Below are 17,891 nucleotides of genomic sequence, written 5' to 3' on the forward strand. Positions count from 1 at the left end.
GCCGCGCGATGAGCCCCAGCAGCGCCCCCAAAGGCCGGCCAGTCAGGCCTTCTTCAGCGCCTCGTCACGTAGTTCGCGGCGCAGAATCTTGCCGACATTGGTCTTCGGCAACTCGGCGCGGAATTCGACCTGCCCCGGCACCTTGTAGCCCGTCAGATGCTCGCGGCAATGTGCGATCAGGCCCTCCGCGGTAAGCGACGGATCCTTCTTGACCACGAAGATCTTGACCGCTTCGCCCGACTTGTCGTGCGGCACGCCGACGGCGGCGACTTCGAGTACCCCGGGATGCTGGGCGACGACGTCCTCGACCTCGTTCGGGTAGACGTTGAAGCCGGAGACGAGAATCATGTCTTTCTTGCGGTCGACGATGCGAACGAAACCTTGCTCGTCCATGACCGCGATGTCACCGGTAAGGAGAAAACCGTCTGGCATGATGACCTTCGCGGTTTCTTCAGGGCGATTGTAGTAGCCTTTCATCACCTGCGGCCCACGGATGCAAAGCTCACCGCGCTCGCCGAGCGGCACATCGGCACCCGCATCATTGCGAATCGCGACTTCGGTGGACGAGATCGGCACACCAATCGCGCCGGTGTACTCGGGAATGTCGAGCGGATTGATGGTCGCCGCCGGCGATGTCTCGGTCAGACCATAGGCCTCTATCAGCGGCTTGCCGGTAACCGCTTTCCAACGCTCCGCGACCGCCCTCTGAACGGCCATTCCGCCACCGAGTGTAACCTTCAGCTTGCTGAAGTCGAGGGCGCAGAAGGCATCATTGTTGAGCAGCGCATTGAACAGGGTGTTGACGCCAGTGATCACCGTGAATGGATACTTGCCGATTTCGGCGACGAAGCCAGGAATGTCGCGCGGATTGGTGATCAGCAGGTTGCTGGCACCAATCTTGAAGAAGGTGAAGCAGTTCGCCGTCAAGGCAAAGATATGGTAAAGCGGCAGCGCCGTGACGACCATGTGCTGCTCGCTGCCGAGTGCCGGCTGAATCCACGCGTGCGCCTGCGCCAGATTCGCCAGGATGTTGCGATGAATAAGCATCGCCCCTTTCGAAAGACCAGTCGTGCCACCCGTGTACTGCAGGAAAGCCAGATCCTCCTGAGAGACGGCGACCGACTTGAGTTCCGCCGAGGCACCCTTGGCGAGAGCCGTGCGGAAATTGACGGCACGTGGCAGACTCCACGCCGGAACCATCTTCTTGACGTACTTTACGACAAAGTTGACGACGGCACCTTTCGGAAAGCCGAGCATGTCGCCGAGGCGCGCCATGACGATGTGCTTGACCGGCGTCCTCGTCAGAACCTGCTCGAGGGTCACGGCAAAATTCTCGAGTATCACGATGACGTCTGCCCCCGAGTCCTTCAGCTGGTGCTCGAGTTCGCGCGGCGTGTACAGCGGGTTGACGTTCACCACCACATAGCCGGCGCGCAAGGCGCCGAAAATGCAGATCGGGTACTGGAGCACGTTCGGCATCATGATCGCCACCCGCGCGCCGCGGGGCAGCTTGAGCACCGACTGCAGATACGCGGCGAAATCTCTTGACAGCTTGTCGAGTTCTCCGAAGGTCACCTCGACACCCATGTTGATATAGGCGACCCGGTCGCGATACTGCGCGACGCTCTTCTCGAAGAGTTCCCCGAGCGACTGGAACTCCTGCAGGTCAATCTCGGCGGGCACGCCCTTCTGGTAACTCTTCAGCCAAATCTTCTCCACTTGCTCTCCTCCTGAGTCATATTGTATGTGTGTGTATGTCTGTGCATCGCACTACCCGTCATCTGCCGACAGCCTGTCGCGACAGTCAACCTGTACCAGACGAGCGGGCAGGGTCGCCTCCTGCAGGCACAGGCGATGAAGACGCAAAGTCAGTCGGCCATGGACCTCATCGCTCGAGATACTTCAGCTTGTCTGCCCTGCCGTTCCACTCGTCTGCGTCAGGCAAGGGATCCTTACGCTCGACGATCGTCGGCCAGGCCTTGGCCAACTCGGCATTGAGCGCGATGAAGGCGCGCTGTGTGTCGGGAACGTCGTCCTCGGCAAAAATGGCTTCCGCCGGGCACTCGGGAACACACAGCGTGCAATCGATGCACTCGTCGGGATCGATCACCAGGAAATTCGGACCCTCGTGGAAACAATCAACAGGACAGACATCAACACAATCCGTGAACTTACACTTGATGCAACTCTCAGTAACGACGTAGGCCATTGTCTCGATTCGGGAAAATGAAACACGGAAACTATAGCGCATTTGCCGCCGACGAGACAGAGCGGCGGCTTCCCTTGACGGGTTTTTTTCGCTAGCATTGCACGGCTGGCTGGACAGGCGTGCCACTGAGTTCGCCTTTCGACCCGCAACCACGCGCATCTCACCCCAGTTCCTGCAAGAGGCTTCTTAATGAGCGAACACATCCATCACGTCACAGACGACAACTTCGGTATCGATGTACTGCAATCCGACCAACCGGTTCTCGTCGACTACTGGGCCGAATGGTGCGGTCCATGCAAGATGATTGCGCCACTCCTCGACGACATCGCCAGCGACTATGCCGGACGGCTGAAGGTGGTCAAGTTGAACATCGACGACAATCAGAAGACCCCGGCCAGCTACGGGATCCGCGGCATTCCGACGCTGATGTTGTTCAAGAACGGGAATGTCGAAGCCACCAAGGTTGGCGCGCTGTCGCGGTCACAACTGATCACCTTCATTGACAGCAATCTGTAAAGTCGTTACCCTCCGCCTGCAGGTTCGATGGGACGGCACCTGACCCATCGCGAACCACAAACCCGCGCAGAACCTTCAGGCGTCCTCCCCCCATAGTTGTTCCCGCCCGGTCCGAGGCAATTTTTCAGCACGTGTTTTCGTCGCGGCTCCCGCCGCCCGCCTGGCCCTTCCCTTCTTCGTCTTCAGCACATGCACCTATCCGAACTCAAGGCACTCCATGTAAGCCAGCTTCTCGACATGGCCATCACCAATAACGTCGAAGGAGCAAACCGGCTGCGCAAGCACGAACTCATCTTCGCGTTGCTCAAGAATCAGGCCAGGAAAGGCGAGACCATCTTCGGCGATGGCACCCTGGAGACGCTATCCGATGGATTTGGCTTCCTGCGCTCCCCGGACACCTCGTACCTCGCCAGCACCGACGACATCTACGTCAGCCCGAGCCAGATCAGGCGTTTCAATCTGCATACCGGTGACACGATCGAGGGTGAGATCCGTACGCCGAAGGACGGTGAGCGGTATTTCGCTCTGGTCAAGGTCGACAAGATCAATGGCGAGGCCCCGGAGGCGTCGAAGAACAAGATTCTCTTCGAGAACCTGACGCCCCTGCACCCCTCCGAACACCTCAAGCTCGAACGCGACATCCGGGGCGAAGAGAACATTACCAGTCGCATCGTCGACATCATCGCACCCATCGGCAAAGGCCAGCGAGGTCTGCTTGTCGCCAGCCCAAAGAGCGGCAAGACCGTGATGATGCAACACATCGCACACGCCATCACCACCAACCACCCGGACGTCACCCTGATCGTGCTGCTGATCGACGAACGCCCCGAAGAAGTTACGGAAATGACGCGCTCGGTCCGTGGTGAAGTCGTCGCTTCGACCTTTGACGAACCGGCGACCCGTCATGTTCAGGTGGCCGAAATGGTCATTGAGAAAGCCAAACGCCTGATCGAACACAAGCGCGATGTGGTCATCCTGCTCGACTCGATCACGCGCCTGGCACGCGCTTACAACACCGTGCAACCAGCCTCCGGCAAGGTCCTCACCGGTGGCGTCGATGCCAACGCTCTCCAGAAGCCAAAGCGCTTCTTTGGTGCGGCACGGAACATCGAGGAAGGCGGCTCGCTAACCATCATCGCCACTGCGCTCATCGATACCGGCAGCCGCATGGACGACGTCATCTACGAGGAGTTCAAGGGCACGGGCAACATGGAGATCCACCTTGATCGTCGAATGGCCGAGAAAAGGGTCTACCCGGCGATCAACGTCAACCGGTCCGGCACCCGCCGCGAGGAACTCCTGCTCAAGCCGGACGTCCTGCAAAAGATGTGGGTTTTGCGCAAGCTCCTGTACAACATGGATGATCTGGAAGCAATGGAGTTCCTGCTCGACAAGATCAAGGCCACCAAGAACAACGGCGAGTTCTTCGACTCGATGCGCCGCTGAGCGGTAGCGCCATCGCTGCCCGTTCCTCGTCGGCCAAGGAAGCCGACGCAGTCGGCAACTTTTCTGCCACGACTCGCAATTGCAGATGCGACAAAAATCGCCGATAATCGGGATTTTTCTCAGGGCGCCATGTCCCGGCTGTCAACGCCTGACGATGGGCCGCCTGATTCAACATACAGGAAAAGCACCAGATGAAAGCCAACGTCCACCCCGCCTATAACGAAATCACGGTGACATGCTCCTGCGGCAACACCTTCACCACCCGGTCGACGATGAAGAAGGCTCTGCATGTCGAAGTGTGCGCAGCTTGCCATCCCTTTTACACCGGCAAGCAGAAGATCATCGACACGGCCGGGCGAGTCGAAAAGTTCAACCAGAAGTACGGGGCCATTCGCAAGTCGGCTTGAGCCGGCCCGCTAGGCCGACAGGAGTCGATAGAGAAGGCAGCCCCGCGGCTGCCTTTTTCGTTTCGCTCGCATAGCCAGCGCGCCCGCCACACCCACTGCAGATGCCAGCACACCCGGAGCATCCCCGCTTCAAGGGAATTCCGCTGCCGCCCAGCGGCTGGACCCTGGCGGTGCTGCTCGCCCTCTACATCTTCACCGGTCTGGTCGGCCACGACCCCTGGAAGAACGACGACGCCCTGACCATCGGCATAGTCCACGACATCGTCGCGAACGGTAACTGGCTAACGCCTGGCCTTGCCGGCCGTCCCTATCCCGACGCCCCCCTCTATTATTGGGTGGCGGCAGCCAGCAGCCACGTGTTTTCCTGGTTGCTCCCGGTACATGCGGGAGCCCGCTTGGCCAGCGGCCTATGCACCCTGCTCGCACTTGCTTTCATACTGCTCGCGGCACGCGAACTGCATGGCCGCGAGGCAGCGCCGGCCGCACCGCTACTGCTGGCCGGCAGCATTGGTTTCCTTTTCCACGCGCACGAAGCGCAGCCGATGCTCGCTGCCTTGACGGCGCACACCGCCGCCTACTGGGGGCTCTTCCTGCTCGGCCGAAAGCCTGTCGCGGGCGCCTGCTACTTTGGTTCGGCACTGGGACTCGGCTTTCTTGCCAACGGCCTGCCCCCCATGTTGCCGCTCGTGCCACTGGCCGCCTTCGTCGTCTGGCGATCGGAAAAGCGGCAACAAGCGGCGCTACTGCTCGTCGGTTCGCTGCTCCTGGCCGCCGCTCTTGGCGGCGCATGGCTGATCGCCTTGCTGGCAAACTCACCTGACTACCTGGCGGCCTTCTGGCGAAGCGAGTCGACACAACTGCACGCCAGCGCCCAACCTCTCGTCAACCTGTGGGGCCTCGTGATGATGCTCCCATGGTACGCTTGGCCCGCCTTTCCCCTGGCCGGCTGGACGCTCTGGGCAAAGCGCCGCCAATTTACGACGCGGCCACTGGCTCTGCCGGTGGTTGCCTTCCTGATGGTACTTCTGGGCGTCAGCTACTGCTTTGGCGCGCGCAGCGCGCCTGCCTTGCTGTTGCTGCCGCCACTGGTGCTGCTCGCCGTTCCCGGCATCACCTCCCTGCGGCGCGGCGCCGCGAACGCCTTCGACTGGTTCGGCATGATCACCTTCAGCGTCTTCGCCGGAGTCGTCTGGGTTGCGTGGTGCGCGACGGTGTTCGGCTGGCCGGAAAGGCTCGCCCGTCAGGCCAGCCGACTCGAGCCAGGTTTCATCGGTCACTTGAGCATCCCCGCTGTCGGCCTCGCCCTGTTCGGGACTGCCGTCTGGTGCTGGCTGATCGCCACCAGTCCGCGCTCGCCAATGCGTGGGATCATGCACTGGATGGCTGGCCTGACCCTGTTCTGGCTGTTGACTGCGACACTGCTGATGCCGTGGGTAGACCACGGGAAGACCTACCGACCGGTGTCGGCATCGCTCGCCAGAGCCTTGCCCGAGACGCGCAATTGCATCGCCAGTACCAATGTTGCCGACTCCATTCTCGCTTCTCTCGACTACTTTGACGGAATACGCACGCTCACCACCCGGTCGGAAGCCGGTCTCGACTGTGACTGGCTACTGATGCATGGCCTGCCCAGGGACAAGGGTGCGATCGCCGCTGGCGGCTGGCGGAAGGTGTGGGAGGGCGGACGCCCCAGCGACCGGCGTGACGCCGAAAAACTGCAACTCTACCGGCGTGACGTAAGAAAAGCGCCATAGCTCGCCGGTTGAGGGGGGGTTCGCCGGCAGCGGGCGCTACTTGCTCAGAGCCTGATGAAATGCTCGCGGTAGTATTTCAGTTCCTCGATGGATTCCCGGATGTCGCCAAGCGCCGTGTGATCCGCCTTCTTGACGAAACCTTTCGCCAATTCCGGCTTCCAGCGCCGACACAATTCCTTCAGCGTGCTCACGTCAAGGTTGCGATAGTGAAACCAGGCCTCGAACTGCGGCAAGTACTTCACCATGAAGCGGCGATCCTGCCCGACCGAGTTGCCGCAGAGCGGGCTGCTTGCCTGCGGAACCCATTCCTGAACGAAGGCCAGCGCTGCTGCTTCGACTGCCACCTCGTCGAGTGCGGACACGCGGACCCGCTCAATCAGTCCCGAGCGACCGTGCGTCTTCCGGTTCCACTCATCCATCGCATCCAGACAGGTGTCGTCCTGATGGATGACCCATGCGGGCGACTCGGCAAGCGTCGCGAGTTGACCGTCGGTAATGACGATGGCCAGCTCGATGATCCGCTCGCGCTCCGGATCAAGACCGGTCATTTCCATGTCCAGCCAAACGAGGTGATTCGCATCCTGTGCCATATAATCCGTCTGAACCTTGAAAAGCAGTATTGTGTCACAGACCCATGGACAACATTCTGACTCTCGCCTTTCTTGCCGCCCTGTTGGTAATGTCCGCCTTGCGCCTCTGGCTGGCACGCCGTCAGATTTCGTACGTCAGCGCGCACCGAGAGAAGGTTCCCCCCGGATTTGCTGAACGGATCGCACTTGGCGCGCATCAGAAGGCTGCTGACTACACCGTGGCACGCACCCACTTCGGTCGTGCAGGCCTTGTCGCCGAGGTCGCCGTCCTGCTCGCCCTCACCCTCGGTGGCGGCCTCCAGGCGCTGCACGACTTCTGGTCGACGCGACTCGACGGCCTCGTCTACGGCGTGGTCGTGATTTTCAGCGTCATCGCCATTTCCGGACTCCTCGATCTGCCGCTCGCGCTCTATCGTCAGTTCGTCATCGAAGAGAAGTTTGGCTTCAACCGCATGACGCTCGGACTCTTTCTTGTCGACCTGGTGAAGCAGTTGGCTCTGGGCATCCTCATCGGGACGCCAGTGTTGCTCGCCGTGCTCTGGCTGATGGAGAGAATGGGTAGCCTGTGGTGGCTCTACGTTTGGGTCTTCTGGTGCGCTTTCAATCTGCTGATGCTGTTCGTCTATCCGACCTGGATCGCGCCCCTGTTCAACAAGTTCGCACCACTCGACGACGCCGGGCTGAGAGAACGCATCGAGGCGCTGCTGACGCGCTGCGGCTTCGCCAGTTCGGGACTCTTCGTGATGGACGGGTCGAAGCGATCCAACCACGGAAACGCGTATTTCACCGGCTTCGGCAAGACGAAGCGCATTGTCTTCTTCGACACGCTGCTCTGCCGCCTGCAAGCTGCGGAGGTGGAAGCGGTGCTCGCGCACGAACTTGGCCATTTCAGCCACCGACACGTGCTCAAGCGAATCGGCATGCTCTTTGCGCTGTCGCTGGCCTTTCTCGCCCTCCTCGGCCAACTGATCGATGCCCCCTGGTTCTATGGCGGCCTGGGACTGGTCACCGGAAATACGGCACTCGGGCTCGTGCTTTTCTTCCTGGTCGGGCCCGTTTTCGCTTTCCTGCTGACGCCGCTGCTCAGCCTCCTGTCGCGCCGCGACGAGTTTGCAGCCGACCGCTACGCGGCCGAGAACGCCTCGGCCGAACAGTTGGCAAGCGCGCTGGTAAAGCTCTACGAAGACAACGCCGCAACCTTGACTCCCGACCCGCTACACTCGCTGTTCTACGACTCGCATCCGCCCGCCGCCCTGCGTATCGCCCGCCTGCAGGCGGCCTGAACCGAGCACCGGAGACCTCGACCATGAACACCGAACCGTCGCTTGCCCTCGAACACTGCCGTCCCTTGCGCGGCAGCCAGCACTTGCTTGATCCAGGCCAGGCAAATGCCCTGCTCGGATCGCTACCCGGCTGGAGCATTGCCGACACCGGCGTTCTCCGGAAGGATTTCACCTTTCCCAGCTATGCTGCCACGCTGCTCTTCGTCAACACCGTGGCCTGGCTGGCTGAACGTCAGAACCACCATCCCGACCTGGAAGTCGGCTACGGTCGGGTCAGGGTAAGTTACAGCACGCATGACGTCGGCGGCCTGTCGCGAAACGACTTCATCTGTGCTGCCCACGTCGAGGCACTGGCAGGAACTTGAGACGCGCGGGCACCGTCGTCGCCGCGTATGGCCGACAGTATCGGGTGGAGTTGGCCGACGGTACGACGCTGCTCTGCTTTCCGCGCGGCAAGAAGAGCGAACTCGCCTGCGGCGACCAGGTGATCGTGCAGCCGACAAATGCCGCCCAAGGCGTAGTCAGCTCATTCGAGCCGCGCAAGACCCTGCTCTACCGCTCCGACAAGTTCAGGCAAAAACTGATTGCCGCCAACGTCACACAGATCGTCATCGTCGTCGCCACCGAGCCGCCATTTTCCGATGAGTTGCTCACACGTTGCATCGTCGCCGCGGAAACCCAGGGGATCCGGGTCGTGATCGTGCTCAACAAGTGTGATCTTGCCGGTCTTGTGGCCAGCGCCGCGAGGACACTGGCGCCATTCGAGAAACTGGGGTATCCGGTGCTGAAGCTCTGCGCCCGCACCGAGAGCGCGCTCCTGCTGCCTTGTCTGGAAGAGCAAACGAGTTTGTTGATCGGCCAGTCCGGAATGGGCAAGTCGACCCTGATCAATGCCCTGATTCCCGGCGCCAAAGCGTCAACCTGCGAGATCTCGCAAGCCCTCAACGCGGGCAAGCACACCACGACACACACCAGACTCTATCACCTTGACGCCAGATCCGCGCTGGTTGACTCACCGGGGCTGATGGCTTTCGGCCTGCGCCATCTGTCGGCGGACGAGCTGGCGCAGGCGTTCATCGAGTTCCGCCCGCTGCTCGGCCGATGTCGTTTCCGCGACTGCCGCCATAATCGGGAACCGGACTGCAGCCTCCACGCGGCACTCGACCAAGGCGACATCGACCCGCGGCGCTTCGCCGCATTCCGCTCACTCTGTGCCGAAATCGGCTAACACGACAGGACATCTCCGATGAGCGACATCAACATTCGCCGCCAACATGGCAAGACCCGCGCCGACGCCCGCAGCTCAGCTGAACACATGGCCTCCGAGTTGAAGGAGGAGTTCGACCTGGACTACGCCTGGAACGGCGATGTCATGCGGTTCAAGCGGCCCGGGCTTACCGGCGAACTGTCGCTCGACGACAGCGAAGTCACCCTCCACATCCACCTCGGATTCCTGCTCTTTGCGCTCAAGCCGACCATAGAGCGTGAGGTTCACAGATTCTTCGACGAGAACTTCCCGACCTGAACACGCCGGAGCGCAAGCGCGGCGGGAAGGGCGTCAACCGCCGAGCAGCCTGTCGACGAGGGAGACGTACTCGTGCATCGCGTCGTCGGAAGCTGTTCCCTTGAGCGCAGCCCAGGCATCGTACTTGGCGCGACCAACCATGTCGGTAAACCCGGGCCGTCGGCCGTCTACATCACCGTCGCTCGCCTGCTTGTAAAGCGCGTAAAGCCTGAGCAAGGTGGCATTGTCCGGACGCTCGCGCAAGGTCTTGGAACGGGCAACAGCCGTCTCGAACTGGGCGTGTAGATCGCTCATGAAAAACTCCTCCGGTCGATGATGCGATGAAATGACTTGCTATTATATGAGCTTGCCATTTCCTCCGGGAGCAGACGCCATGAGTTCGCGCGAACCGATGTCCCACGTCGACACGGCCTGGCTGCGCATGGACCGGCCCGAGAACCTGATGCAGATCCTCGGTGTGATGCTGTTCAGGGGCCGCATTGACGCTGAGCGCTTCAAGCGTACGGTCGCCCTGCGGCTGCGCCGATACCGACGCTTCCAGCAGATCGCGATACTCGATGCGGAAGGTGCGTGGTGGGTCGATGATCCCGACTTCGACATCGATGCACACGTCCGTCATTCGCTGCTCCCCGCCCCCTGCGGCAAAGCGGAGTTGCAGAAGTTCGTTGCCGAGATGGCCAGCACGCCGCTCAACCCGGCGCGACCGCGCTGGGAATTCAACCTCGTCGACACCGCCAAAGGCAACTCGGCACTGGTCGTCCGCATCCACCACGCGATTGCCGACGGTATCGCCCTGATTGGCGTCATCAACTCGCTCACCGACGAGCGCGCCAACGCTCGCGAGGATGGCGGACCGGAGGCGGAGACGGACGCCAGCGCGCTTGCCGCGAGAGACACTGACGAGCATCAGGGCGACGCTGGCGACCCGTTCTGGCGATTGGTTCTCGAACCGCTCAGCGACGTCGCCCTGGCCTCGATCCGCGTGGGCGGCCATCTCTGGGGTCACTACCTCGGCTTGCGTCAGGATCCGGGAACGCTGCGCGATTACGCGCGCTTTGCCGGAGCGATCGCCCAGGAAGTCGGCAAACTCGCGCTGCTTCCCAGCGACAGCGTCACACGCTTCAAAGGCAAGGCCGGCACGGTCAAACGCGTGGCCTGGTCCGAGCCCATCTCGCTCGCAGACATCAAGGCCGTCGGCAAAGTTCTCGGCTGCTCGGTGAACGACACGCTGCTCTCCTCGGTTGGCGGCGCCCTGCGTAGCTACCTCGCGGCGCAAGGCGATGCGGTGGGCCGGGCCGAGATTCGCGTCATGGTTCCGGTCAATCTGCGGACAGCCAGCGACATCGGCGAGCTCGGCAACCATTTTGGCCTCGTCACCCTCGAACTACCGATCGGTATCGAGAATCCCCTCGCCCGGCTCTACGCGACACGCGCCAGGATGGCAGCATTGAAGGGCTCGCATCAGGCGATGCTGACCTTCTCGCTCATCGGCGCGGCAGGCATGGCGCCAAAATTCGTGCAGGACAAGGTACTCAACCAACTTGCGGACAAGACGACAGCGGTGATGACCAACGTCCCCGGCTTTCAGCAGGGCCGCTTCTTTGCCGGCAGCCGGATCGAGCAACAGATGGTGTGGGTTCCGCAAGCGGGCGAAATCGGCATGGGCGTCAGCATTCTTTCCTACGACGGCCGCGTGCAATTCGGACTGATCACCGACAAGAACATGGTCGATGACCCCGAGAAAATCGTTGGCCGCTTTGCCGACGAGTTCGAGAAACTCCTCTGGCTGGTCCTTCTCGAACCCTGGGATCGGCTTGGCTGGCCGGAGGCAGTGGAAGAAGACATGCTCGCCCTGGCCGGAGCCTGACGACCCCGCGGGCACCCTGTCCAACCCGGCGCGGCAGCGGACGGCGCGCACGCGCGGGGTGACAGTCAGTCCGCCAGTTCTTCCTTGGCCGCTTCGACGTCGAGACGTTCCATGGCATCCATCGGGGTAAACGCTGCGGCTTCCTGGTAGAGACGCTCGGCGTCCTTCATTTTCGCCTTGCCGAACATCATCACCAACGCGTTCGCATACTCGATGCGCGTGATCGCCGAGTCGGGATTGAGCTTCAGGGCGGTTTCGAGAAGCTCGTTGCCGGTAGTCTTCTTGGCCCCGTAGGTCAGCCCACCGACCAGCGCCCCAACCTTGTCGATTACTTCGGCGTGATAGGCACCGAGCGCCACATGCGCGTCGGCGTGTCCTGGTTCGATCTCCAGCGCCCGCGTCAGGCTGTTCTTGATCTTGCCACCGAGACCCTGGGCGAGCGCCTTGACCACCGAGATGCTCTGGCTGTAACGACCCAGCGCAAAAGCGTGGAGATACCAGGCGTTGGCGTCGTGCGGCGTCTTTTCGTGTTGCTCCTCGCAACGCTGAGCGACCTCCATGAGTAGACTGCGTTTTCGCTCGTCGTCGCTCTCCAGGTAATTGGCATAGATGGTCGCCGCCTTGTTGGCCACGTTGTAACCGGCGATACCGCAGGCGAGACCTGTTTCGACCGCCTTGCCGAACTCCCCGGCGTGATAGCTACGCCATGCATCCTGCACCTTCGCATCCTCGGGAAACGGCTCACAGTCGCCACGATGCAGACGCGCCCAGTTCTTCTGCAGAGCCGCACCAGGGTAGGCAAAACCCGTATCGGAATAGGGAAATTTCTTCCAGGCCATTGAATATCCTTAATATTTTTAACAAGAACAAAGTGCAACGCAGAGTCCCACTAGCCGACGTACTCGCCTGACAATTTGTCGAGCAGGCCTTTCGCCTCGCCCAGCAGAAATGGCGACAACATGGCCATCGCCTGATACACGCCGCGCCCGAGACGGCCGCTTTCGACCTTGCCGCGCGGGTCGCAAGCGTACTCGAACGACAGCCAGTAGGTCGCGATCACCGCCATGTTCGTTGCCAGCGCGCGCATCTGGTCAGTGGTAGCACGCATCGCTCCTGCCGTCACCAAACCTTCACACAGGCTCGTCGCCGTTCTCACCTTGTGCGCCAGGATCTGCTTGAAGTGAATTTCCAGGACGCGATTGCGAGTCAGCAGATCGTTCAGGTCGCGGTAGAAGAAGCGATACTTCCAAATCTGTTCGAAGAGCAGGTGCAGGAACAGCCAGATGTCCTCGACGTTCGCCTGGCGGCGGGTCGGCGCGGCAAGTGTTTCCTCGATTTCCCGCTCAAAGGAGGCAAAGATCGCCTCGATGATCTCGTCCTTGTTGTGGAAGTGGTAATAGAGGTTGCCCGGGCTGATGTTCATCTCATCCGCAATGACCGTGGTCGTCACGTTCGGCTCACCAAAGTCGTTGAACAGCCGCAGACTGGTTTCGATGATTCGCTCGCGAGTTCGCCGCTTTGGTTTCCCTTCCATCGACTCTCTCTCCTTGGCCGTCGTCGGCGACCAGCATAGCATTGCTGATCAGGTCAGGGAATGCCAGCCAGAAGGATGGGGTTGTCGAGCTGGCCGGATCACGCCCGCCGGGTCTGCAGCCAGACCTCGAGATCGCGCAGCGACGAATCCAGCGCGCTGGCGCTGCTCGCCAGATCCGGGCGGCGTTTGCGCGACAGCAGCGAACGACTGTGGTCCTTCAGCACCCCGAGGTTGAGGTGGATACCGTGGCGCTCGAGGATCGGCCTCAGTTCATGGCGACGCCGGTAGAGATCGCTGCGCGTGCGCTGGTAGGCATGCTCGCAAAGGCGGCTGCGGCCACGATAGCTGAATACATTGGTGAAGAACATCGCCGCATCGTCGCGCGTCGGCTCGAACAGGATCACGTCCTTGCCTGCGAACTCAAGCCGGTAGCGGTCCATGCCGGTGCGCATTCGCGAGTGGATAATGGCGCGAAAGGTCTGCGCCAGGACGACCGGCAGCCCTCCATCTACCAGATGCGCAGGAGCCGATGTCGGTTTTTCCTGCGGCGGACGTTGGGCCGCCAGGCGGGCATCAAAGGGTACCAGCGGGTTGAGGCAGATCACCAGGTCGGCGCCCTCGTGCAGCGCCACGGACGCATGCAGGGTCTTGATCAAGGCACCGTCAACAAAATAGCGCTCGCCGATGCGCACGGGCGGGAACAAGCCGGGCAAGGCGGCGCTCGCCTGCACGGCAACCGAAATCGGCACGTCATCATGCCCCGGCGAACCGAAGGCCACCGACTCGCCGGTGTCGAGATCAGTCGCGACGATGAACAGACGGTGTTTGAGCTGCCGGAAATCGTTGCATCGGCCGCCCGTCGAAAACAGCTTCCGAAGTAGTTGATCGATTCCGGCACTGTTGAAAACCCCGGCTGGGATCGCATGGCTGAGGCCCTGAAAAGCCTCGACGAAACGCAGATGCCAAGGGTCGGACAGATACTGCCGGAGCGAGGACCAGAACAGCACCGGCAGCGATAGCGCACGCCGGAAGTACTCACCGAACGCTGGACGGAGGAGCATTTCCGGATCGAAAACCTCGTCCGTATCATTCTCCACGAGCATCCGCGCCAGCGTCGCTGGCCCCAGCCCGTTGGCCACGGCGGCCGAGATGAAGGCACCGGAACTGACCCCGACGTAAATGTCGAAAGCGCTGAAGTCCACGCCATCGAGTGCCTCGGCCAGCGCCGCCATTGCCCCGACTTCGTAAATCCCACCCACCGGACCACCGCCGGCAAGCGCCAGCCCGACTTTCGAACATCTGGTTGCAGCAGCCATGAAGCCCTCTCGTCTGGGAAAGCCGTGCCGGCGGCGGCATCACAGCCACGCCCGGCAGCATCGTCTTGGCGCGTGTCGGCATGCTCACATGCCACTGTCGGCAGCGCCGTGCGCCGCCCGATGGAGATCCTCAGGCCCCCGCACAACCCGCACCCGCTGTGTCGCCGGCGCAAGCGTCAAGCATGACGCGCTGGCCACCTTTGCGACACAAGCCGTGCGGGTCGGCAAGCGGGTCTCTGGACGCCAGGATCACTCGCTGGTCTGCGGCAGGGTGCTCAGCACATCGGCCGGCGTCACCGGCGGAACCGGCTTCGCGGCGGCAGGTTTCCGGGCCGCTGGTCTGGCAGCAGCGGGCTTGGCGACGGGCTTGGCGGCCACCGACTCAGCCGCCGCCGCAACATCCTTTGCGGCTGGCTTGGCAGTGGTCTTGGCCACTGCCTTCCCCTCCGTCAGTGCCTGCACCGCGGCGCTCAGTTCGACTACGCGCTTTGACAGGCTGTCGATATCCTGCTTGCTCGGTACGCCGAGGCTCCCCAAGGCACGCGCGACGCGATCCTCGAAAACCTGCTCGAGGCGATCCCAGGTCCCCGCCGCCTTGCCGGCAACCTGTGCGATCTTCTCGTCGGTCATCTGGCGCGTCTTCGACTGAATGCTCTCGCCCTCCTTGACCAGCGCGTCGAATACCTTGCCGCCTTCCTCCTGCGCCTTGGCAAAGGCACCGAGACCGGCCAGCCAGATCTGCTGTGCGGATTCCTTGACCGTCGATGCCAGTTGGTTTTCCGTCAGCCCACCAGCCAATTCTTTGAGTTTCTTGCCCATTTTCATCTCCTTGAACGTCGTGATCGAAAGGTCAACAAGTTTTTCGCTTGCCCTAGAAAGCCAGTGTAGTGACAATATCTAGAGGACGCACACTAAAGGTCTGGGTAACCGCCTCTAGATTGCGGCAGTCTACCAAAAACATGCTACCGGGGAGATGACCATGAATTCGAGGAGACAGCAATGAATTACTTCGTGACCGGCGCCACCGGTTTCATCGGCAAGCGGCTTGTCGCAAAGCTGTTGACCCGCCCCGATGCCGTCGTGCATTTCCTGACACGCGCCGTCGAGCTACCGCGACTCCAGGAATTGTACGAGTACTGGGGCACCGACGCGACGCGCGTCATCCCGATCGTCGGCGACTTGACGCAACCTGAGCTTGGCGTGGCCAAAGCCGACGTCGAGAAGCTCAAAGGCACCATCGAGCACTTTTTCCACCTCGCGGCCATCTACGACCTCAAGGCAAGCGCCGAAGACCAGCAGCGGGCCAACGTGGACGGTACCCGCAACACGGTTCGCCTGGCCGAGGAAATCGGCGCCCGACACTTTCACCTGGTCAGTTCGATAGCATCTGCCGGGCTGTTCGAAGGACTGTTTCGCGAAGACATGTTCGAAGAGGCGGAGAACCTCGACAACCCCTACTTCCGCACCAAGCACGACTCGGAAGGAATCGTGCGCAAGGAGTGCAAGGTGCCGTGGCGCATCTTCCGTCCGGCCATCGTCGTCGGCGACTCGCGTACAGGGGAAATGGACAAGATTGACGGCCCCTATTACTTCTTCAAGCTGATCCAGAAAATGCGCAGGATGTTCCCGTCGTGGATGCCGACCATCGGCATCGAAGGCGGTCGCATCAATGTCGTACCGGTGGACTTCATCGTCGCCGCCATGGACCACATTGCCCATCTGGAGAACGAAGACGGCAATTGCTTCCACCTCACCGACCCGACGCCGATGCGCGTCGGCGACTTGCTCAATACTTTCGCGCGTGCGGCACACGCGCCGGAAATGGCGATGCGCGTCAATGCCGCATTGCTTGGCTTCATTCCGCGCTCGATGCGCAAGGCGATGTTTGCCCTGACGCCGGTTCGCCGCATCCGCAACGCGGTGATGAAGGATCTCGGCCTGCCCGACGACATTCTCGACTTCGTCAACTACCCGACCCGCTTCGATTGCCGGGAAACGCAACGCGCGCTCAAGGGCACCGGCATTGCCGTACCACCGCTGGACAGCTACGCCTGGCGTCTGTGGGACTATTGGGAGCGCCACCTCGACCCGGATCTGTTCATCGATCAGACGCTACGCGGCCAGATCGAAGGCAAGGTCGTTCTCGTCACCGGTGGCTCCTCCGGGATCGGCAAGGCTACGGTCCGCAAGATGGCCGAAGGTGGCGCGATCGCCGTCACCATCGCCCGCGATGCGCAGGCCCTCGACGAAACGCGACGCGAGTTCGAAGCAAACGGTCTGCGCCTGATCACGCATGCGGTTGACGTTGCCAACCCCGAACAATGTGCGGCCTTCGTCAAGCTGATGACCGAGGAGTATGGCGGCGTCGACATCCTGGTCAATAACGCCGGGCGATCGATTCGCCGTGGTATCGAGAACTCATTCGATCGTTTCCACGACTTCGAACGGACGATGGAAGTCAATTACTTTGGCGCCTTGCGCCTGACGATGGGCTTCCTGCCCGGAATGATCGCCAAGCGCAAGGGACACGTCATCAACATCTCATCGATCGGCGTACTGACCAACGCCCCGCGCTTCTCGGCCTATGTTGCCTCGAAAGCGGCGATGGATGCCTGGGCACGCTGTGCCGCGTCCGAGTTCGCCGATCGCGGCATCGAGTTCACGACGATCAACATGCCACTCGTCAAGACGCCGATGATTGCGCCGACCAAACTCTATGACCAGGTGCCGACGCTGTCTCCGGACGATGCGGCCGACATGATCGTCGAAGCGATCATCCACAAGCCGGTGCGCATCGCCACCAGGCTGGGGATCTTCGGCGCCCTGCTCCACTCGCTGACGCCGAAAGCGGCCCAGATCATGATGAATACCAGCTTCCGGATGTTCCCGGACTCCAGCGCCGCCGCGCAGAAGAAACCGGAGTCCGCCGAGCAAACCGCTGACCAGATCGCTTTCTCGCAGATCATGCGCGGCATTCACTTCTGACACGAGCCCACCGTACTTCATGACTACCCCCACCCCTGGCCCTTTGCCTGGCCAAAACGCCCGCCAGCTATTGAAGCAACTTCAGGAGCAGTTCCCGGTCTTCCGCGACTGCCTGCCGCTGGCGATCGGTATCGACAAGCAACTCCTGGCGCGGCTGCCCGACCTCAATCGCAAGGAGTTACGGATTGCACTGGGGATCCATACGCACTCCTTGCGCTACCTCAAGACGACCGAAAAGGCGACCGCCAGGGTCGACCTCGACGGCAACCCCGCCGGCGAGATCATGGCCACACACCGTACCCATGCCGCCGAGCTGGTCAAGGACCGTTTGAAGAAACAGGCGGAACAGCGCAGAACGCAGCGCGAGGCCGAGGCGCTGGCGCGTCAGCACGCGCAGAAACTGGGACAGCTCGTCGAGAAGTTCAGCCGCAGCAAGTGAGCCGAGAGTGAAGGCGGGCA

19 protein-coding genes are annotated in these 17,891 nt (G+C 61.6%); 11 read left to right on the plus strand and 8 right to left on the minus strand.

Annotated features, from left to right (window positions below; translation table 11 throughout):
- Nucleotides 1-42: 42 nt before the first annotated feature.
- Nucleotides 43-1,719, minus strand: coding sequence for a long-chain-fatty-acid--CoA ligase FadD (gene fadD, locus CAP2UW1_RS16530; protein ID WP_015767770.1), 1,677 nt, complete (start codon nucleotides 1,717-1,719; stop codon nucleotides 43-45).
- A 166-nt stretch (nucleotides 1,720-1,885) separates the two neighbouring features.
- Complete coding sequence (gene fdxA, locus CAP2UW1_RS16535) at nucleotides 1,886-2,209, minus strand: ferredoxin FdxA (protein WP_015767771.1); 324 nt, start codon at nucleotides 2,207-2,209, stop codon at nucleotides 1,886-1,888.
- A gap of 189 nt (nucleotides 2,210-2,398) precedes the next feature.
- Between fdxA and trxA the strand changes: the two genes are divergently transcribed.
- The 4 genes from trxA to CAP2UW1_RS16555 all read left to right on the plus strand — a co-directional run bounded on the left by trxA (nucleotide 2,399) and on the right by CAP2UW1_RS16555 (nucleotide 6,332).
- The gene (trxA, locus tag CAP2UW1_RS16540) at nucleotides 2,399-2,725 is read left to right on the plus strand and encodes a thioredoxin TrxA (RefSeq protein ID WP_015767772.1); all 327 of its coding nucleotides are present in this window, start codon (nucleotides 2,399-2,401) and stop codon (nucleotides 2,723-2,725) included.
- 189 nt (nucleotides 2,726-2,914) lie between these two features.
- Complete coding sequence (gene rho / locus CAP2UW1_RS16545; protein WP_015767773.1) at nucleotides 2,915-4,171, plus strand: transcription termination factor Rho; 1,257 nt, start codon at nucleotides 2,915-2,917, stop codon at nucleotides 4,169-4,171.
- 191 nt (nucleotides 4,172-4,362) lie between these two features.
- Complete coding sequence (gene rpmE, locus CAP2UW1_RS16550) at nucleotides 4,363-4,578, plus strand: 50S ribosomal protein L31 (RefSeq protein WP_015767774.1); 216 nt, start codon at nucleotides 4,363-4,365, stop codon at nucleotides 4,576-4,578.
- A 101-nt stretch (nucleotides 4,579-4,679) separates the two neighbouring features.
- Nucleotides 4,680-6,332: an ArnT family glycosyltransferase gene (locus CAP2UW1_RS16555; protein WP_015767775.1), complete on the plus strand. Its 1,653-nt coding sequence runs from the start codon at nucleotides 4,680-4,682 to the stop codon at nucleotides 6,330-6,332.
- Nucleotides 6,333-6,376: 44 nt separating this feature from the next.
- Here the strand turns inward: CAP2UW1_RS16555 and orn are convergent, their stop codons facing one another.
- Entirely contained in the window at nucleotides 6,377-6,922 is a 546-nt protein-coding gene (gene orn / locus CAP2UW1_RS16560; protein ID WP_015767776.1) for an oligoribonuclease, read from the minus strand.
- A 44-nt stretch (nucleotides 6,923-6,966) separates the two neighbouring features.
- Here orn and CAP2UW1_RS16565 point away from each other — a divergent pair, with 44 nt between their 5' ends.
- From CAP2UW1_RS16565 to CAP2UW1_RS16580, 4 genes are read left to right on the plus strand one after another with little or no spacing between them, the layout of a single operon-like run.
- Nucleotides 6,967-8,205, plus strand: coding sequence for a M48 family metallopeptidase (locus tag CAP2UW1_RS16565; RefSeq protein ID WP_015767777.1), 1,239 nt, complete (start codon nucleotides 6,967-6,969; stop codon nucleotides 8,203-8,205).
- 23 nt (nucleotides 8,206-8,228) lie between these two features.
- Nucleotides 8,229-8,570: a 4a-hydroxytetrahydrobiopterin dehydratase gene (locus tag CAP2UW1_RS16570; protein WP_015767778.1), complete on the plus strand. Its 342-nt coding sequence runs from the start codon at nucleotides 8,229-8,231 to the stop codon at nucleotides 8,568-8,570.
- On the plus strand, nucleotides 8,567-9,433 hold the full coding sequence (gene rsgA / locus CAP2UW1_RS16575) for a ribosome small subunit-dependent GTPase A (RefSeq protein ID WP_015767779.1): 867 nt from the start codon (nucleotides 8,567-8,569) through the stop codon (nucleotides 9,431-9,433). The genes CAP2UW1_RS16570 and rsgA overlap by 4 nt, the downstream gene beginning before the upstream one ends.
- An 18-nt stretch (nucleotides 9,434-9,451) precedes the next feature.
- Nucleotides 9,452-9,730, plus strand: a complete 279-nt coding sequence (locus tag CAP2UW1_RS16580; RefSeq protein WP_015767780.1) for a polyhydroxyalkanoic acid system family protein — start codon at nucleotides 9,452-9,454, stop codon at nucleotides 9,728-9,730.
- Between the two features lie 33 nt (nucleotides 9,731-9,763).
- Here the strand turns inward: CAP2UW1_RS16580 and CAP2UW1_RS16585 are convergent, their stop codons facing one another.
- Complete coding sequence (locus CAP2UW1_RS16585) at nucleotides 9,764-10,024, minus strand: acyl-CoA-binding protein (protein WP_015767781.1); 261 nt, start codon at nucleotides 10,022-10,024, stop codon at nucleotides 9,764-9,766.
- Between the two features lie 79 nt (nucleotides 10,025-10,103).
- Between CAP2UW1_RS16585 and CAP2UW1_RS16590 the strand changes: the two genes are divergently transcribed.
- Entirely contained in the window at nucleotides 10,104-11,597 is a 1,494-nt protein-coding gene (locus CAP2UW1_RS16590; protein ID WP_015767782.1) for a wax ester/triacylglycerol synthase family O-acyltransferase, read from the plus strand.
- A gap of 65 nt (nucleotides 11,598-11,662) precedes the next feature.
- Here the strand turns inward: CAP2UW1_RS16590 and CAP2UW1_RS16595 are convergent, their stop codons facing one another.
- The 4 genes from CAP2UW1_RS16595 to CAP2UW1_RS16610 all read right to left on the minus strand — a co-directional run bounded on the left by CAP2UW1_RS16595 (nucleotide 11,663) and on the right by CAP2UW1_RS16610 (nucleotide 15,266).
- Nucleotides 11,663-12,436, minus strand: coding sequence for a tetratricopeptide repeat protein (locus CAP2UW1_RS16595; RefSeq protein WP_015767783.1), 774 nt, complete (start codon nucleotides 12,434-12,436; stop codon nucleotides 11,663-11,665).
- Nucleotides 12,437-12,486: 50 nt separating this feature from the next.
- Complete coding sequence (locus CAP2UW1_RS16600) at nucleotides 12,487-13,131, minus strand: TetR/AcrR family transcriptional regulator (protein WP_015767784.1); 645 nt, start codon at nucleotides 13,129-13,131, stop codon at nucleotides 12,487-12,489.
- Between the two features lie 98 nt (nucleotides 13,132-13,229).
- Nucleotides 13,230-14,447 (minus strand): patatin-like phospholipase family protein, encoded by a 1,218-nt coding sequence (locus tag CAP2UW1_RS16605; RefSeq protein WP_015767785.1) that lies wholly within the window; start codon nucleotides 14,445-14,447, stop codon nucleotides 13,230-13,232.
- Between the two features lie 249 nt (nucleotides 14,448-14,696).
- Entirely contained in the window at nucleotides 14,697-15,266 is a 570-nt protein-coding gene (locus tag CAP2UW1_RS16610; protein WP_015767786.1) for a phasin family protein, read from the minus strand.
- Between the two features lie 180 nt (nucleotides 15,267-15,446).
- Here CAP2UW1_RS16610 and CAP2UW1_RS16615 point away from each other — a divergent pair, with 180 nt between their 5' ends.
- Nucleotides 15,447-17,432, plus strand: coding sequence for an SDR family oxidoreductase (locus tag CAP2UW1_RS16615; RefSeq protein WP_015767787.1), 1,986 nt, complete (start codon nucleotides 15,447-15,449; stop codon nucleotides 17,430-17,432).
- 19 nt (nucleotides 17,433-17,451) lie between these two features.
- The gene (locus CAP2UW1_RS16620; protein ID WP_015767788.1) at nucleotides 17,452-17,871 is read left to right on the plus strand and encodes a ProQ/FINO family protein; all 420 of its coding nucleotides are present in this window, start codon (nucleotides 17,452-17,454) and stop codon (nucleotides 17,869-17,871) included.
- The last annotated feature ends 20 nt before the right edge of the window (nucleotides 17,872-17,891 follow it).

Origin of the sequence: Candidatus Accumulibacter phosphatis, assembly GCF_000024165.1 — a bacterium.
In the GTDB taxonomy this organism is placed as follows: Bacteria; Pseudomonadota; Gammaproteobacteria; order Burkholderiales; family Rhodocyclaceae; genus Accumulibacter; species Accumulibacter phosphatis.

Coding starts and splice junctions, on each gene's coding strand:
- fdxA (WP_015767771.1), bottom strand. CDS start 2,209: ATGGCCTACGTCGTTACTGAGAGTTGCATCAAGTGTAAGTTCACGGAT.
- trxA (WP_015767772.1), top strand. CDS start 2,399: ATGAGCGAACACATCCATCACGTCACAGACGACAACTTCGGTATCGAT.
- rho (WP_015767773.1), top strand. CDS start 2,915: ATGCACCTATCCGAACTCAAGGCACTCCATGTAAGCCAGCTTCTCGAC.
- rpmE (WP_015767774.1), top strand. CDS start 4,363: ATGAAAGCCAACGTCCACCCCGCCTATAACGAAATCACGGTGACATGC.
- CAP2UW1_RS16555 (WP_015767775.1), top strand. CDS start 4,680: ATGCCAGCACACCCGGAGCATCCCCGCTTCAAGGGAATTCCGCTGCCG.
- orn (WP_015767776.1), bottom strand. CDS start 6,922: ATGGCACAGGATGCGAATCACCTCGTTTGGCTGGACATGGAAATGACC.
- CAP2UW1_RS16565 (WP_015767777.1), top strand. CDS start 6,967: ATGGACAACATTCTGACTCTCGCCTTTCTTGCCGCCCTGTTGGTAATG.
- CAP2UW1_RS16570 (WP_015767778.1), top strand. CDS start 8,229: ATGAACACCGAACCGTCGCTTGCCCTCGAACACTGCCGTCCCTTGCGC.
- CAP2UW1_RS16580 (WP_015767780.1), top strand. CDS start 9,452: ATGAGCGACATCAACATTCGCCGCCAACATGGCAAGACCCGCGCCGAC.
- CAP2UW1_RS16585 (WP_015767781.1), bottom strand. CDS start 10,024: ATGAGCGATCTACACGCCCAGTTCGAGACGGCTGTTGCCCGTTCCAAG.
- CAP2UW1_RS16590 (WP_015767782.1), top strand. CDS start 10,104: ATGAGTTCGCGCGAACCGATGTCCCACGTCGACACGGCCTGGCTGCGC.
- CAP2UW1_RS16595 (WP_015767783.1), bottom strand. CDS start 12,436: ATGGCCTGGAAGAAATTTCCCTATTCCGATACGGGTTTTGCCTACCCT.
- CAP2UW1_RS16600 (WP_015767784.1), bottom strand. CDS start 13,131: ATGGAAGGGAAACCAAAGCGGCGAACTCGCGAGCGAATCATCGAAACC.
- CAP2UW1_RS16605 (WP_015767785.1), bottom strand. CDS start 14,447: ATGGCTGCTGCAACCAGATGTTCGAAAGTCGGGCTGGCGCTTGCCGGC.
- CAP2UW1_RS16610 (WP_015767786.1), bottom strand. CDS start 15,266: ATGGGCAAGAAACTCAAAGAATTGGCTGGTGGGCTGACGGAAAACCAA.
- CAP2UW1_RS16615 (WP_015767787.1), top strand. CDS start 15,447: ATGAATTACTTCGTGACCGGCGCCACCGGTTTCATCGGCAAGCGGCTT.
- CAP2UW1_RS16620 (WP_015767788.1), top strand. CDS start 17,452: ATGACTACCCCCACCCCTGGCCCTTTGCCTGGCCAAAACGCCCGCCAG.